The organism is Hydrogenophaga sp. YM1 (assembly GCF_016903055.1).
Taxonomy (GTDB): Bacteria; Pseudomonadota; Gammaproteobacteria; order Burkholderiales; family Burkholderiaceae_C; genus Hydrogenophaga; species Hydrogenophaga borbori.
In genome coordinates this window covers 4,647,690-4,660,069 of record NZ_CP070223.1, presented here as the reverse complement: position 1 = coordinate 4,660,069, position 12,380 = coordinate 4,647,690, and the positions used below count along the sequence as shown (strand labels likewise).

Annotated in this window: 11 protein-coding genes; 5 read left to right on the top strand and 6 right to left on the bottom strand. The window is 71.6% G+C overall.

The genetic code is table 11. The features are described from left to right. Nucleotides 1-23 precede the first annotated feature (23 nt). Nucleotides 24-1,628 (top strand): M48 family metalloprotease, encoded by a 1,605-nt coding sequence (locus tag JNX00_RS21965; protein WP_083293231.1) that lies wholly within the window; start codon nucleotides 24-26, stop codon nucleotides 1,626-1,628. Between the two features lie 30 nt (nucleotides 1,629-1,658). Here the strand turns inward: JNX00_RS21965 and JNX00_RS21960 are convergent, their stop codons facing one another. After that, entirely contained in the window at nucleotides 1,659-2,009 is a 351-nt protein-coding gene (locus JNX00_RS21960; protein ID WP_070399749.1) for a phage holin family protein, read from the bottom strand. A gap of 7 nt (nucleotides 2,010-2,016) precedes the next feature. Beyond that, nucleotides 2,017-2,727, bottom strand: a complete 711-nt coding sequence (locus JNX00_RS21955) for a TerC family protein (RefSeq protein ID WP_204743696.1) — start codon at nucleotides 2,725-2,727, stop codon at nucleotides 2,017-2,019. A gap of 341 nt (nucleotides 2,728-3,068) precedes the next feature. Here JNX00_RS21955 and JNX00_RS21950 point away from each other — a divergent pair, with 341 nt between their 5' ends. Then, a complete protein-coding gene (locus JNX00_RS21950; RefSeq protein ID WP_204743695.1) occupies nucleotides 3,069-3,749 on the top strand; it encodes a TerC family protein in 681 nt (226 codons plus the stop codon). Nucleotides 3,750-3,808: 59 nt separating this feature from the next. After that, the gene (locus tag JNX00_RS21945) at nucleotides 3,809-4,222 is read left to right on the top strand and encodes a DUF3717 domain-containing protein (protein WP_204745114.1); all 414 of its coding nucleotides are present in this window, start codon (nucleotides 3,809-3,811) and stop codon (nucleotides 4,220-4,222) included. Nucleotides 4,223-4,258: 36 nt separating this feature from the next. On the opposite strand, the gene purB is transcribed toward JNX00_RS21945, so the two are convergent. Continuing rightward, nucleotides 4,259-5,674: an adenylosuccinate lyase gene (gene purB / locus JNX00_RS21940; RefSeq protein ID WP_204743694.1), complete on the bottom strand. Its 1,416-nt coding sequence runs from the start codon at nucleotides 5,672-5,674 to the stop codon at nucleotides 4,259-4,261. 111 nt (nucleotides 5,675-5,785) lie between these two features. On the opposite strand from purB, the gene JNX00_RS21935 reads away from it, so the two are divergent. Continuing rightward, nucleotides 5,786-6,400, top strand: coding sequence for a glutathione S-transferase N-terminal domain-containing protein (locus JNX00_RS21935; protein ID WP_070399754.1), 615 nt, complete (start codon nucleotides 5,786-5,788; stop codon nucleotides 6,398-6,400). A gap of 13 nt (nucleotides 6,401-6,413) precedes the next feature. Here JNX00_RS21935 and JNX00_RS21930 read toward each other — a convergent pair whose 3' ends face one another. Then, on the bottom strand, nucleotides 6,414-7,763 hold the full coding sequence (locus JNX00_RS21930) for an FAD-dependent oxidoreductase (RefSeq protein WP_239478209.1): 1,350 nt from the start codon (nucleotides 7,761-7,763) through the stop codon (nucleotides 6,414-6,416). A gap of 356 nt (nucleotides 7,764-8,119) precedes the next feature. On the opposite strand from JNX00_RS21930, the gene JNX00_RS21925 reads away from it, so the two are divergent. Beyond that, the gene (locus tag JNX00_RS21925; protein WP_070399871.1) at nucleotides 8,120-8,959 is read left to right on the top strand and encodes a ferritin; all 840 of its coding nucleotides are present in this window, start codon (nucleotides 8,120-8,122) and stop codon (nucleotides 8,957-8,959) included. 7 nt (nucleotides 8,960-8,966) lie between these two features. Here JNX00_RS21925 and JNX00_RS21920 read toward each other — a convergent pair whose 3' ends face one another. After that, on the bottom strand, nucleotides 8,967-9,566 hold the full coding sequence (locus tag JNX00_RS21920; protein ID WP_204743693.1) for a rhomboid family intramembrane serine protease: 600 nt from the start codon (nucleotides 9,564-9,566) through the stop codon (nucleotides 8,967-8,969). A gap of 7 nt (nucleotides 9,567-9,573) precedes the next feature. Further along, a complete protein-coding gene (glnE, locus tag JNX00_RS21915) occupies nucleotides 9,574-12,369 on the bottom strand; it encodes a bifunctional [glutamate--ammonia ligase]-adenylyl-L-tyrosine phosphorylase/[glutamate--ammonia-ligase] adenylyltransferase (RefSeq protein ID WP_239478208.1) in 2,796 nt (931 codons plus the stop codon). Nucleotides 12,370-12,380 lie beyond the last annotated feature (11 nt).

Here is a 12,380-nt window from a genome sequence, read left to right as displayed (position 1 = left end):
GGGGTTGGCGGCATCATACGGCCATGTTTTCGACCCCTGCGGGCCCCCGGCGGCCTCCGCGACTGGCGCTGTCCCTCCTCGCGCTGGCCCTGGCCTGGCCTGCGACGGGCGTTCAGGCGCAGACCAGCGGCGCCGCGCGCGCCCCGGCCCAGAACCCCAGCCCGAACGCCCATCTCGCCCTGCCCAGCCTGGGTGATGGTGAAGGCCTCACCGTGTCCGCCGAGCGCCGATTGGGCGACCGCATCGCGCGCAGCATCTACCGGGACCCGGATTACCTCGACGACCCCATGCTGGTCGACTACCTGCAGCTGTTGTGGCAGCCCCTGCTGGCCGCCGCCAAGCAGCGCGGCGAGGTGGCGCCCGAGCTGGCCGAGCGCCTGGCCTGGGAGCTCATGATCTCGCGCGACCGCAGCGTCAACGCCTTCGCGCTGCCGGGCGGCTACCTGGGTGTCAACCTGGGCCTGCTCGCGGTGACGGAACGGCCGGAGGAATTGGCCTCGGTGCTGGCGCACGAACTCAGCCACGTCTCGCAGCGCCACATCGCGCGGATGATGTCCAACGAGCAGCGCATGGCGCCCTGGATGATCGCCGCCATGGTCCTGGGCGCGCTGGCGGCCGGCTCCAACCCCCAGGCCGCGGGCGCCGCCGTCGCCGGCGGCACGGCCGTGGCCGCGCAGCAGTCGCTCAAGTTCTCGCGCGACATGGAGCGCGAGGCCGACCGCGTGGGCTTCGGCGTGCTCACCGGCGCGGGCTTCGACGGCCAGGGCTTCGTGAGCATGTTCGACAAGCTGGCGCAGGCCTCGCGCCTGAACGACGACGGCGCCTTTCCCTACCTGCGCAGCCACCCGCTCACGGGCGAGCGCATCGCCGACATGCAGTCGCGCCTGCCGTCGGCCGCCGCTGGCGTCGGGCCGCGCGCGGACGCGCCCGTGCGTTCCATGGGGCTGCCGTCGGCCGCGATGCATGCGCTGGCCTCGGCGCGCGCGCGCGTGCTGGCCGAGCGCAACAGCGCGCGCTGGTCGGCCTGGGTGCAGACGGCGCTCGCGCCCACGGCCCGGCCCGGCGAGCTGTACGCCGGCGCCCTGGCCGCGCAGCGGCTGGGCCAGCGCGAGCGTGCAACCGAACTGGCCCAGCGCCTGCGCACCGCCGTGGCCGGCAGCGACGCGCGCGGCATGGCCGACGCCCTGATGTTGGAGCTGCTGATGTCGCCGGGCATGCCCGCCAACCCGACGCTGCTGGCCGAACTGCGCGACGGCGCGCTGGCGTCCGGCTCGCGCGGGCCCTTGCTGCTGGGCGCGCAGGCGGCCATCGCCAGCGGCGAGGCCGGGCGCGCCGCGTCGCGCCTGCAGGTGTGGGTGGTGGACCACCCGCGCGATGCGCAGGCCTGGCAGATCCTCGCGCGCGCGCACCAGGCCCAGGGCCACACCCTGCGGGCGGTGCGCGCCGAGGCCGAGGCGCGGGCCGCGCAGTTCGACTGGGACGGCGCGCTGGAGCGTCTGCGGGCCGCCCAGGCCCTGCCGCCCGCGCAGCGCAACGCGGATCCGATCGAGCTGGCCATCGTGGACAGCCGCCGCCGCGACGTGGAAGAGCGTTTGCGCGAAGCGATGCGCGAGGAAGACAAGCGCTGAGCGCGCGCCGCGCTCAGGCCACGGTGTGGTTCAACCCAGGCGCAGGCTGCGCAGGGCGGCGTCCACCACCAGCATGATCACCGAGTAGATGAGCGAGCCCAGCAGGGCCGCCCAGAAGCCGGCGACATAGAAGCCGTCGAGCACGCTGGCCGCCGCCCAGAAGAGCAGGGCGTTGATGACGAACAGGAACAGCCCGAAGGTCACCAGCGTCACCGGCAGCGTCAGGATGACCAGCACCGGGCGCAGCAGCAGGTAGAACAGGCCGATCACCGCGGCGGCGATGAGCGCCGACGGGAAGCTGCGCACCTCCACGCCGTCGTACAGCCAGGCCACCAGCAGCAGCGCGCAGGCCGCCAGCATCCAGCGCAGGATCAGCCGCATGCCCGCCTCAGGCCTGGTCGGCGGCCGCGGCGCGCTGCGCGACGCGGCGGTTGTGCAGGTAGCCCAGCGTGAGCACCACCACGATGGTGAGCGCCACGAAGCCCCAGTAGGCCGCCAGGTGCGTGGGCTCGCCGCCCTTGAACCAGGGCGCCAGCAGCTTCTCGTTGACCACCATCTTGCCGGCGGTGAAGGCCAGCACGCCCGCGCCGATGTACATGATGGCCGGGTACTTCTCAACCAGCTTGAGGATCAGCGTGCTGCCGAACACCACGATGGGGATGCTGATGAGCAGGCCGAGGACCACCAGGTCGAAGGCGCCCTGCGCCGCGCCGGCCACACCCAGCACGTTGTCGATGCCCATCACCGCGTCCGCGATGATGATGGTCTTCATGGCGCCCCAGAAGGTGGTGGCGCCCGGGCCGTGTTCGTCGCCGTCGCCCTCGTCCTCGGCGATCAGCTTGTAGGCGATCCACATCAGCGCGATGCCACCGATGGCCATCAGGCCCGGGATGCGCAGCAGCCACACCACCACCAGCGTCATGGCTGAGCGCACGACGATGGCCCCCACCGTGCCCCAGATGATGGCCTTGCGCTGGTGCTGCTTGGGCAGGTTGCGGGCGGCCAGCGCGATCACGATCGCGTTGTCGCCGGCGAGCACGAGGTCGATGAGGATGATGGCCAGCAGGGCGGACCACCAGGCAGCGGACATGAATTCCATGGTGAAAAGGGGCTCCAGAGGGGACGGGTTCTGAAGGTCTTGCCCGGCGCCACGTGTCCGTGGGCCCAACGCGCCGGGTGCCGCGCAGCGGACACCGTACTGACGACGCGTTGACCGGCGCGGCTTGGCGCCAGAAGGAGCCGCCACGCGCCCGGGAGCTACTCCCCTTCCGCGAAACCCCGGATTGTATGCGGCACGGCCGCGGGTCCGCCAGCCATCCCCCCGGTGGAAATGCGTACGCGGTAACCCTCACGGGGCGTGGCGGTGAGCATGCCTACACTGGGGGGGTGGCGCCCCGGGCGCCGTCTTTTTGGCCGCTGCCGGCCGTCGAAAGCCACACCATGGAATTGCTGTCGAGCCCCCAGTTCTGGCTGGGCCTGGGCCAGATCATCTGGATCAACATCATTCTTTCGGGCGACAACGCGGTGGTGATCGCGCTGGCGGCGCGCGGGCTCGGGCCGCGCCAGCAGAAGCAGGCCATTTTCTGGGGCACCGCCGCCGCCGTGGTGCTGCGCGTGGTGCTGACCGTCGTGGCGGTCAAGCTCATGCAGCTGCCCTGGCTGCAGGTGGTGGGCGGCCTGCTGCTGCTGTGGATCGGCGTGCAGCTGCTCAACGGCGGCGACGACGAACAATCCGAGGGCAAGACCGATGGCGGCCTGCTCGCCGCCATCCGCACCATCCTGGTGGCCGACCTGGTGATGAGCCTGGACAACGTGATCGGCGTCGCCGCTGCGGCCAATGGCAACGTGCCGCTGCTGATCGCCGGCCTGGCCATCGCCATCCCCATCGTGATTTTCGGCAGCACGCTGATGCTCAAGATCATGGGGCGCTTCCCCGTCATCGTGACCCTGGGCGCGGCGCTGATCGGCTGGGTGGGCGCCGAGACCCTGGTCTCCGACAAGGTGATCGAGCCCTGGGTGCCGCACAACTCCCTGGGCTTCTACGCCGCGGCCGCCCTGGGCGCGCTGCTGGTGGTGGTCACGGGCAAGTACCTGCAGAACCGCAACAACAAGGCGACCTGATCGCCCCGGCGGTGCGTGGGGGCGCCGCCCGGCGGGGGCGCCGTATGATCGCCCTCCCCATGGCCGGCATCCACATCACCGACATCGAGGCGGCCATCAACTGGTGGCGCGAACGCTCGCCCTCGCCCGACAACGTCTCGCTGCCCGCGCCCACGCGCGCGCTGGCCGAGGTCTACGCCCTGATGGTCTTCTTCCGCGAGACCGAGGCCGACGAGCACACCCTGCCGCCCGAGGCACGCGAGGCCTGGCTGGCCTGGTACGCCACCACGCCGGACACGCCCTGCATCGCCATTTGCTCCACCAGTCAGGGCGACGAGGTCTGCAAGGGCTGCGGCCGCCTGTTCGAGGAAGTGCAGCGCTGGACCGAAATGACGCCCGGCCAGAAGCGCGCCACCTGGCGGCGCATCACCATCGAGGGCGATGCCTGGCGCTTCAACCGCTACCGCGAGCGGGCGCTGGACGCGGCCACCTGAGGCCGGCCCGCCCGGCGGCGGGTGTCCGCAAGGCGGTCAGGACCGGCGGGCCAGTTCGGCCGCCTTGCCGGTGTAGCTGGCCGGCGTCATGGCCAGCAGCCGTTCCTTCTCGGCGTCGGGAATCTCCAGGCTGCGGATCAGCGCGTGCAGGGCCTCGGCGGTGACGGTTTTGCCGCGTGTCACTTCCTTGAGCTTCTCGTAGGCGCCGGGTACGCCGAAGCGGCGCATCACCGTCTGGATGGGCTCGGCCAGCACCTCCCAGGAGGCGTCGAGGTCGGCGGCCAGCGCCTCCTCGTTCAGCTCGAGCTTGTTCAGGCCCACGCCCAGCGCGTGGTAGGCCAGCACGGCGTAGCCCAGGGCCACCCCCATGTTGCGCAGCACGGTGGAGTCGGTCAGGTCGCGCTGCCAGCGGCTGATGGGCAGTTTCTCGCTCAGGTGGCGCAGCAGCGCGTTGGCCAGGCCCAGGTTGCCCTCGGCGTTCTCGAAGTCGATCGGGTTGACCTTGTGCGGCATGGTCGAGGACCCGATCTCGCCGGCCTTGAGCTTCTGCTTGAAGTAGCCCACGCTGACGTAGCCCCAGATGTCGCGCGCGAGGTCGATCAGGATGGTGTTGGCGCGCGCCACCGCGTCGAACAGCTCGGCCATGTAGTCGTGCGGCTCGATCTGGATGCTGTAGGGCTGGAAGGTGAGGCCCAGGCCCAGGGGCTCTGGCGTCTCCACCACCTTGCGGCTGAAGGCCTCCCAGTCGAAATCGGGCCAGGCCGAGAGGTGGGCGTTGTAGTTGCCCACCGCGCCGTTCATCTTGCCCAGCAGCTTGACCGAGGCGATGCGCTCGCGCGCGCCCGCCAGGCGCACCACCACGTTGGCGAGTTCCTTGCCCACGGTGGTGGGGCTGGCGGTCTGGCCATGGGTGCGGCTGAGCATGGGCACGGCGGCGAAGGCATGCGCCATCTCGCGCAGCTTGTCGATGACCGCGTCCAGCGCGGGCAGCAGCACCAGTTCGCGCGCCCCCTTGAGCTGCAGCGCGTGGCTGGTGTTGTTGATGTCCTCGCTGGTGCAGGCGAAGTGCACGAACTCGGCCGCGCGCTCCAGTTCGGGCCGGGCCTCGAACTTGGACTTGATCCAGTACTCGACGGCCTTGACGTCGTGGTTGGTGGTCTTCTCGATCGCCTTGATGGCTTCGCCATCGGCCTCGCCGAAGTTCTTCACCAGGCCCAGCAAGTAAGTGCGCGCACCCGGCGACAGGGGCTTGAATTCGGCAAAGCCGGCGTCGGACAGGGCAATGAACCAGGCGATCTCGACCTGCACGCGCCGGTGCATGTAGCCCAGTTCGCTCATGAAGGGGCGCAGCGGCGCGAGGCGTCCCGCGTAGCGGCCGTCCAGCGGCGACAGGGCGGTGATGGGGGAGAGTTCGGCGCCCGTGGGCGCGGCGGAGGCAGGTGTCTGGCGCATCCCGGAATTGTAGGAGTGCGCCCGCCGCGGGCCGCCCCGGCGCCGGGCGTGTCAGGCGAAAGGCCCAGGGTGCTGGCTAAAATCGCCGACCGTTCCAGAACCCCACAGACCATGAAACTCATCGGAGCCATCACCAGCCCCTACGTGCGCAAAGTGCGCATCGTCATGGCCGAGAAGAAACTGGACTACCAGTTCGTGCTGGAAGATGTGTGGTCGGACGCCACCACCATCGGCGCGTCCAACCCCCTCCACAAAGTGCCCTGCCTGGTCATGGAAGGCGGCGAGGCGGTGTTCGATTCGCGCGTGATCGTCGAGTACCTCGACGGCCTGTCGCCGGTCGGCAAGCTCATCCCGCCCTCGGGCCGCGAGCGCGCCGAGGTCAAGACCTGGGAGGCGCTGGCCGATGGCGTGCTCGACGCGGCCGTGCTCGCGCGGCTTGAATCCACCTGGCCGCACCGCACGGCCGAGCAGCGCAGCCCGGCCTGGATCGAGCGCCAGATGGTGAAGATCCACGCCGCGCTCAAGTCCATGAGCCAGGGCCTGGGCGACAAGCCGTTCTGCTCGGGCATCCATTTCAGCCTGTCCGACGTGGCCGTGGGCTGCGCCCTGGGCTACCTCGATTTCCGCTTCCCCGCCATCGACTGGCGCGGCGACTTTCCCAATCTGGCCAAGCTGAACGACAAGCTCGTGCAGCGCCAGAGCTTCATCGACTCCCAGCCCGTCTGAGCGGCGGCGGCCCTCAGGCCAGCACGCCCGGCAGGGCCTGGCGCAGCGCGCCGCGTTCGCTCAGGCGCGGCACCAGCGCGAAGCGGTCGATCAGCGCGCGCGCCGCGTGCAGACCCGCTTTCAGGCCGTCCTCGAACAGGCCGTTGCCGCACCAGGCGCCCGCGTACCAGGTGTGCCCCTGGCCCTGCAGGGCCGGCAGCCGGGCCTGGGCGCGCAGCGCCGCGAGGTCGAACACCGGCCGTTCGAGCGCCCATTGGCCCAGCACGCGGTCGCCGGCGATCGGCTCGCCGGGGTTGCGCGAGAGCAGCACCGGCTGCTCCACCGGCAGCGGCTGCACGCGGTTGAGCCAGACGTGCAGGCTGGCCGGCGCCGGGCCGGCGGCGGGTGCGACGTTCCACGCCGCCCAGTCGCCGCGCGCCGCGGGCAGCGCGCTGGGGTCGGTGTGCAGCACCACGCGCTCAGGCTCGAAACGGAAGGCCCCCAGCACGGCGCGCTCCTGTTCGCTGGCCGCGGCGCCCAGCAAGCGCAGCGCCTGATCGGCGTGGCAGGCCAGCACCACGGCGTCGAAACGCTCGACCTGGGTGTCGGTGACCAGGCGCAGGCCTTGCCCGTCGCGCGCGAGCTGGCGCACCGGCGTGGACAGGCGCGCATCGGCCAGTTCGGCCAGCAGGGCCTGCACGACCCGGCGCGTGCCGCCCGCCACGCCGCGCCAGGGCGAGGCCCCGCCCAGCGTGGGCAGGCCGTGGTGGTGCCAGAGCCGCAGCGCGGCGGCGGCGGGCGCCTGCAGCAGCGCGTGCGCGGGGCGGCCGCTGAAGCCGCTGCACAGCGGCAGCAGGTAGGCGTCGCGGAATTCGGTCGAGAAGTGCCGCGCGCGCAGGAAGCCGTCCAGCGGGACCAGCAGGGCGTCGTCGGGGCTGTCCAGGGCGGGGGCCAGGGCCGCGCACAGGCGCTGCCAGCGCGGGAGGTCGGCCAGCAGGCGCCAGAAACGCGGGCTCATGAGCTGGCGGCGTGGCGAGAGCGCGCGGCCCAGGTCGGGGCCGCCCCAGGCCAGCGCGCCACCCCGCACGAAGAAGGAGGCGTCCGCCTCGGTCGGTGCCAGGTCCTGCCGGGCCAGCAGCGCCAGCAGGTTGGGGCTGGTGCGTTCGTTGAACACCAGCACGCCGGTGTCCACGGTGAAGGCCACGGGCGCGCCGCTGGCCCCGGGCAGCGCGACGTCCAGGGTGTGGGCGTCGCCGCCGAAGCGCCCGGCGGCTTCGAATAGGCTGACCTCGGCCAGCCCTTGCAGCGTGTGGGCGGCGGCCAGCCCGGCCACGCCGCCGCCGACGACGGCCACGCGGATCTGGGGTCGGTGGTGAGGGCTCATGGCGCGCGGGCTCCAGTCAGGCGAGGGGCCCGGGCCGGCACCGCCGGCCGCGGCCGGCGATGGGGTGGACAAGAAGCTGCGAAGCGCCCCGGCGCGAACGAGGGAGGGAGGGAGGAGGAGGAGAAGCGCCCCGGGATTGCATCCGGCCCCGGTGGGGCTGGAAGGCTTCGCAGCGGAAAACGGTGGTCGGTGGATGTCTCCCTCCCCGACACGGCGGGTTGGAGCGGGCGGCGGCGGGGGAAGTTCCGCGGGGAAAAGGAAACCGTTTCTGTGCGAGGCATAGGGCAATCCGGGTGCCCGTTATACCCCCCGCCTACAATGTCGCGCGTTTTTTGCCCAGACCCAGAGAGATGACCATGCTGTATCCCGAACTGTTCAAACAACTGGAATCCGTCCGCTGGGACATGGACAAGGACATTCCCTGGGCGCAGTTCGACGCCAGCCGGCTCAGCGACGAGCAGGCCCAGACGATCAAGATGAACGCCATCACCGAGTGGGCGGCGCTGCCGGCCACCGAGATGTTCCTGCGCGACAACCGCGACGACTCCGACTTCTCGGCCTTCATGTCGATCTGGTTCTTCGAGGAACAGAAGCACTCGCTGGTGCTGATGGAGTACCTGCGCCGCTTCCGCCCCGACCTGGTGCCCACCGAGCAGGAACTGCACGACATCCGCTTCGAGTTCGATCCCGCGCCCGCGCTGGAGACGCTCATGCTGCACTTCTGCGGCGAGATCCGGCTGAACCACTGGTACCGCCGCGCGGCCGAGTGGCACAGCGAGCCGGTCATCAAGCACATCTACACCACGCTGAGCCAGGACGAGGCGCGCCACGGCGGCGCCTACCTGCGCTACATGAAGCGCGCCATCGGCAAGTTCGGCAACGAGGCCCGGGCCGCCTTCGCCAAGGTGGGCGTGCTGATGGCCAGCGCGCGGCGCACCGCGCAGGCCCTGCACCCCACCAACCTGCACGTGAACAAGGCGCTGTTCCCGAACGACACCATCCAGAGCCGCCTGCCCAACCCTGAGTGGCTGGAACACTGGCTGGACCAGCAGATCAACTTCGACGCCGTGTGGGAAAGCAAGGTGGTCGACCGCATCCTGCACAACCTGAGCCTGCTCATGGACGGCAGCTTCAAGTCCGTGCAGGAACTCAACCGCTTCCGCAAGTCGCTGGGCACCGCGCCGGCCGCGGCCTGAGCGCGGTTCAGCCGCTGGCGCGGCGCGCGCGCCAGCGGTCCCAGCCCACGCCCAGCGCGCCGAGCAGCGCGCCCCAGGCGGCGCCGCCCAGGTGGGCGGCGCGCACCACCGACATCTGGCCACCCGGGTCCCACACCACCGGACCGGACCAGCCCCGCTCCAGCCAGAGCTTGAGCAGCAGGCCGCTGGCCAGCAGCAGGCCCCAGGGGCGCAAGGCCTTCGGGCCGTCCAGCAGCAGGCACACGGCCAGCACCGCCACGCCGGCGTGCAGCACGCCCGACAGCCCCACCGCATAGCCGATCAGCGGCCACAGCAGCAGGCTCAGCTGCAGCAGCGGCCAGCTCAGCGCCCAGGCCAGCGTGGCCGCGCGCGAGGGCCGCAGCCGCCAGCCGATGGCGGCCAGCACGCCCAGCGCGAGCAGGTTGCCCACCAGGTGGGGCGCGTTCAGGTGCACCCAGGCGCTGGTCCACGGCGTCCAGGGCCGCTGCGCCCAGTCGGCCGAGCGCCACACCAGGGCCTGCGCCAGCGCCGCTGGCGAGGCCCATAGCACCAGGCTGGCCACGCCGTGCAGGATGCACAGCGCGAGCCAGCTGCGCGAGCCCCTCATGGGCGGTTCAGGCGGCGGGGCCCAGCACCTGCCGCCACAGCGCGCGCACGGCCTCGGCCTCGGTCGCCAGCTCGGCCGGGTCGACCTGGGTGGAGGTTTCGTCCAGCCGCGCGCGGTGTTGCACCTGGCGCAGCCGGCGGTAGGCCAGCGCGGCGGCCTGGCCCATGCCCGCGGGCAGCAGGCCCGCCGCCTCGGCGCGTTGCAGCAGGTTGATGTTGCCGGTGTTGGCGCGCAGCTCGGGGTGCGCGTTCGAGTGCAGCAGCACCAGGTACTGCACCACGAACTCCACGTCGACCATGCCGCCGGCGCTGTGCTTGACGTCGAAGCGGCCCGCGCGCACCGCGTGCGCGGCGCGCAGCTTGTCGCGCATGGCCACGATCTCGGTGCGCAGCGCGGCCTCGTCGCGCGGCGCGGTGATGACGGCCTCGCGCACGGCGTCGAAACGGCCCGCCAGGCCGGCGCTGCCGAGCACGAAGCGCGCGCGCGTCATGGCCTGGTGCTCCCAGGTCCAGGCGGTGTTGCTGCCGCGCCGGGTCTGGTAGTTCTCGTAGGCTTCGAAGCGGGTGACCAGCAGGCCCGAGTTGCCGTTGGGCCGCAGCGCGGTGTCGATCTCGAACAGGTCGCCCTCGCCGGTCTTCACCTGCAGCCAGTTGATCATCTTGCGCACGAAGGCGGCGTAGATCTCGGCCGCGTTCTCGTGCTCGTCCTCGTAGACGAAGACGATGTCGAGGTCGCTGCCGTAGCCCAGCTCCTTGCCGCCCAGCTTGCCATAGCCAATGATGGCGAAGGCCGGCACCTCGCGGTGGCGGGTCTTCAGCCGCGCCCAGCACCAGCGCGCCGTCAGGCGCAGCACGGCGTCGGCCAGGGCCGAGAGGTCGTCGGCCACCTGCTCCACGGTCAGCACGCCTTCCACGTCGCGCGCCAGGGTGCGGAAGGTCTCGGCGTGGTGGGCGCGGCGCAGCAGGTTGAGCAGGGTTTCCTCGTCGTCTTCGCCGGTCACGCGCAGCGAGGCCAGGCGCGCCTCGCATTCGGCCTCGAAGGCCTCGGCGTCGAAGCGCTCGGCCAGCAACTGCCGGCTCGCCAGTTCGTCGATCACGCCCGGGTGCTGGATGAGGTAGCGCGCCGGCCACTTGGCCGCGCCCAGCAGGCGCAGCAGGCGCTCGTGCACCGAGGGCCGCTCCTGCAGCAGCGCGAGGTAGCTTTCGCGGCGCAGCAGCGATTCGATCCAATCGATCATGCGCAGCGCGGCGGTTTCGCCCACACGGCCTTCCTCGATCCAGGAGCCGGTGCGCTGCACCAGGCGCACCAGCCGCGCGCGGGTGTCCTCGCGCAGGGCCAGCACGCGCGGGTGCTCGGCCCAGCGCTGCACGCGCTCGGCCAGCGCGGCGGGCAGCTGCGGCAGGGTGGCGGACAGGTCGTCGTCGGCGGGGCGCGGAGCGCCGCCGTTGCAGCCCTTGCCTTTGCAGGTGCCCTGGCCGCTGCCGCCGAGCAGGGTGTCGAATTCCTCGGCCACCAGCTCGCGGTGCGCGTCCAGCGCGTGCAGGAAGGCGCAGGTGTTGGCAAAGCCCAGGGTGGCGGCGATCCAGGCCAGGTCGTCGTCGCGCTCGGGCAGCACATGGGTCTGCTGGTCGTCCAGGTACTGGATGCGGTGCTCCACCCGGCGCAGGAAGACGTAGGCCTCGGCCAGCGCCTGGGCCTTCTCGGGCGGCATCAGGCCGGCCTTGGCCACGCGCTGCAGCGCGCCCAGCGTGGGGCGCGTGCGCAGCTCGGGGAACTGGCCGCCGCGCACCACCTGCAGCAGCTGCACGGTGAACTCGATCTCACGGATGCCGCCGCGCGAGAGCTTGACGTCGTTGGCGCGGCCGGGGTTGCCGGCGGCGCGGCGCGCCGCGTGCTCGCGGATCTGGCGGTGCAGCACGCGCAGCGACTCGAACACGCCGTAGTCGAGGTAGCGGCGGAACACGAAGGGCAGCACGGTGCCGCGCAGCGCGGCCATGCCGGCGGCATCGGCCAGGGCCGTGGCCGGCGCGATCACCCGGCTCTTGAGCCAGGCGAAGCGCTCCCATTCGCGGCCTTGCACCAGGAAGTACTCCTCCAGCGCGCCCAGCGAAACGGCGCTGGGGCCGGAGTTGCCGTTCGGCCGCAGCGCCAGATCGACGCGGAACACGTTGCCGTGCTCGGTGGTCTCGCCCACGGTGCTGTAGAGGTGCTTCACCGCCTTGGCGAAGTACTCGTGGTGGCTGATGCGGTTGCGCCCGTCGGCGTTGCCCGCGGTCTCGCCGTCCTGGTCGTAGACGTAGATCAGGTCGATGTCGCTGGACACGTTGAGCTCGCGCGCGCCGAGCTTGCCCATGCCGATGACCCAGAGCTGGGCGCGCGCGCCGTTGGCGCACAGTGGCGCGCCGTGCAGGGCGTCGAGTTCCTGGAAGGCCAGGGCGCAGGCCTGGTCGAGCGCGAACTCGGCCAGCCAGGTGACCGGGCCGGTGACCGCCTCCAGCGAAGCGCCGGCCTCGCAGTCCATCACCACCAGGCGCTCCAGCACCAGCTGGCGCAGCACGCGCAGGGCGGCGGGCAGGGCCAGGCCGCGGGCCATGAGGGCGTCCAGGCAGGCGCGCATGGCGGCCTTGTCGGGCGCGCCGGGCGGCAGGCAGGCCAGCTCGGCGGCGTAGCGGCGGCGCACGCGCTGGACGAATCGGGAGTGGTCGGCCTGGCGGGTGGCCGGGGTCTGGGCGTCGACGGTGTTCACAATCGTTGACAAGCGGTGTTCAACGCAACTGGAACCTGCCCAGAGGCGCACCCTCATAATTTGCGGTG

Bases quoted from the DNA above. Each gene is read 5' to 3' on its own strand.
- JNX00_RS21955 (WP_204743696.1), bottom strand. From the start codon at position 2,727: ATGGAATTCATGTCCGCTGCCTGGTGGTCCGCCCTGCTGGCCATCATC.
- JNX00_RS21930 (WP_239478209.1), bottom strand. From the start codon at position 7,763: ATGAGCCCTCACCACCGACCCCAGATCCGCGTGGCCGTCGTCGGCGGC.
- purB (WP_204743694.1), bottom strand. From the start codon at position 5,674: ATGCGCCAGACACCTGCCTCCGCCGCGCCCACGGGCGCCGAACTCTCC.
- glnE (WP_239478208.1), bottom strand. From the start codon at position 12,369: ATGAGGGTGCGCCTCTGGGCAGGTTCCAGTTGCGTTGAACACCGCTTG.
- JNX00_RS21960 (WP_070399749.1), bottom strand. From the start codon at position 2,009: ATGCGGCTGATCCTGCGCTGGATGCTGGCGGCCTGCGCGCTGCTGCTG.
- JNX00_RS21965 (WP_083293231.1), top strand. From the start codon at position 24: ATGTTTTCGACCCCTGCGGGCCCCCGGCGGCCTCCGCGACTGGCGCTG.
- JNX00_RS21925 (WP_070399871.1), top strand. From the start codon at position 8,120: ATGCTGTATCCCGAACTGTTCAAACAACTGGAATCCGTCCGCTGGGAC.
- JNX00_RS21920 (WP_204743693.1), bottom strand. From the start codon at position 9,566: ATGAGGGGCTCGCGCAGCTGGCTCGCGCTGTGCATCCTGCACGGCGTG.
- JNX00_RS21950 (WP_204743695.1), top strand. From the start codon at position 3,069: ATGGAATTGCTGTCGAGCCCCCAGTTCTGGCTGGGCCTGGGCCAGATC.
- JNX00_RS21945 (WP_204745114.1), top strand. From the start codon at position 3,809: ATGGCCGGCATCCACATCACCGACATCGAGGCGGCCATCAACTGGTGG.
- JNX00_RS21935 (WP_070399754.1), top strand. From the start codon at position 5,786: ATGAAACTCATCGGAGCCATCACCAGCCCCTACGTGCGCAAAGTGCGC.